The 2085-nt window shown below is 44.5% G+C and carries 2 protein-coding genes; one reads left to right on the forward strand and one right to left on the reverse strand.

Features of this window, described 5'->3' with window-relative positions; translation table 11 throughout:
* Positions 1 to 203: 203 nt before the first annotated feature.
* Positions 204 to 623 carry a DUF192 domain-containing protein gene (locus tag OQV04_RS24385; protein WP_023223508.1) on the reverse strand — a complete coding sequence of 140 codons (420 nt, stop codon included), beginning with the start codon at positions 621 to 623 and terminating at the stop codon, positions 204 to 206.
* 623 nt (positions 624 to 1246) lie between these two features.
* Between OQV04_RS24385 and OQV04_RS24390 the strand changes: the two genes are divergently transcribed.
* The gene (locus OQV04_RS24390; protein ID WP_114447295.1) at positions 1247 to 1969 is read left to right on the forward strand and encodes a replication initiation protein; all 723 of its coding nucleotides are present in this window, start codon (positions 1247 to 1249) and stop codon (positions 1967 to 1969) included.
* Positions 1970 to 2085 lie beyond the last annotated feature (116 nt).

A 2085-nucleotide genomic window follows, 5' to 3' on the forward strand; every position in this document is an offset into this window, starting at 1 on the left:
TAGCGACGGGCCGGGCGTGATTTATCCGGGTGTTGGGGGGATGGCCGCGCAGCGGCCAGCGCCCCTACAGGCACGATGACAACTGGATTACTGGCGTGATATTGGTTGAATGGCTCTGTATGGCTTTGTAAGAGGTTATCTTGGTTCGGGCTATACCTGAGTTAGTTTTTCTTGTTGAAGCAGCTCTATGGGGCTGTGAGGCGTTATTTGAGGGGGAAACATTGGCTGGATATGATTTTGTCTCCTTTGGATAGCCTGAACTGTTTAAATTTTTCCGTTCTCATCTCGATGATTGCTATCGTGGGATGTAGTGATGAATGCGCTGTGTCGCTGTTGGGCTGCATATCCTGAATACTCTGGATAACACCATCAGCACCGATGAACGCGGCTGTAAGTGGGGTTGGCGTATCTTTCATCCAGACCGCGCGGGGTTCTGCTGTTTTCCATGCGAGGATTAAGCCGGTGCTGTGATTTTCACCTGACATACCTTTCACCTGGTCAGCCTGTGTGACAGCCGCAGGTAACGTAATTAACTGACCATGTTCAAAGATCACCATGCAAGGTTCGGCGCTTGCCTGGTACGTGGTAGCCAGCAGGATGATACTGAATAGAGATTTCTTCATAATTCACCAAAATTTAAATATTGAGGTTAAATATAAGGCGCTATGAATCCTCTTTCAATATCACGCTGCTTTCGTCTATACTTCTTACAACGTCTAATCTGCTCCTTCGCAGGAAAGACAGAGGCCCATTACTTGCCGGTGATGGGCCTCATTCTTTTTATCCCCCCTGCATCAAACCTAATCGCTTACCTAAGAGATCGCAGCGCTCGCCGCAGTCTTTTGCTGAGGCGTACCGCAGCAACGCGAGGAACGAACAGCAAAAGCGAGGAAGCGCAAATGTGAGTTTATGACAGATAGCAATGACGCTCATTTGCTGAGTAGATAGTTATCCCCAGGGTTATTTTTAATAAATTTTTATATAATTTTTTCTTTTTAATAACCTTTTACCACTATGTAATACATTGATTTTTATAAATAAATAATACCTTCTTATGGGAATCAGCCCACCTTCTTATGGGAATCAGCCCACCTTTTTATGGGAATCAGCCCACCTTCTTATGGGAATCAGCCCACCTTCTTATGGGAATCAGCCCACCTTTTCATGTGATTTTGAAAAATAATTTACAAGATCCCTAAACGTGGTATTGTGGGGTATAAAAAATCACCCATAAAATGTGGATAACATGGATAAGATATTGAATAAAAAGGTTAATGTAAAACAGGCTAACGAATTGACTGAAGCCGCATATTATCTCTCTTTGAAGGCCAAGCGCATTCTGTGGCTGTGTCTTATGCAAACTTACTTCACCGCTTCATCCACTGATGATAGCGATAAACCTGATGTAGTATTGGGAGATGCTGTATTCAAAGTATCCGTTGCTGAATATGCAACCGTTTTCGGTGTGACACGGAATCAGGCTGTCAAAGATGTAAAAGATGGAGTAATTGAATTAAGCCGTTCTTCAGTCGTTTTTTACCCAAAAGAAGGTCGATATGATTGTGTTGCCAGACCCTGGCTTACTGAAGCTGGCAACCGTTCAGCAAGGGGGGTATGGGAAATAGAGTTTAACCATAAGCTACTTCCGTACATTTATGGACTTACCAGTCAGTTCACCACTTATTCATTGCATGATTGTGGAAGTCTACGAAATCCGCGCACAATAAGACTCTACGAAAGCCTCTGTCAGTTCAAATCAACTGGACTTTGGATAACCAATCATGCTTGGCTCAATGAGCGGTTCGTGCTACCTGAGTCTCAACAGAAAAATTTAGCCGAATTGAGACGATCTTTTTTAGATCCAGCGCTAAAACAAATCAATGAAAAAACCCCCTTAAAAGCATCTTACTCTATTGATAGTAATGGTAAATTTATATTCAGTGTCATCAACAAGCCATTAGCTGCATAGCTGTATGAGCTGACACACCGGCAGCGCCCGGCGAACATGGGGTGATTCCCATACCGGCAGCGCCCGGCGAACATGGGGTGATTCCCATACCGGCAGCGCCCGGCGAACATGGGGTG

The sequence above is a fragment of the Escherichia sp. Lx600-2 genome, assembly GCF_036662595.1.
Taxonomy (GTDB): domain Bacteria; phylum Pseudomonadota; class Gammaproteobacteria; order Enterobacterales; family Enterobacteriaceae; genus Escherichia; species Escherichia coli.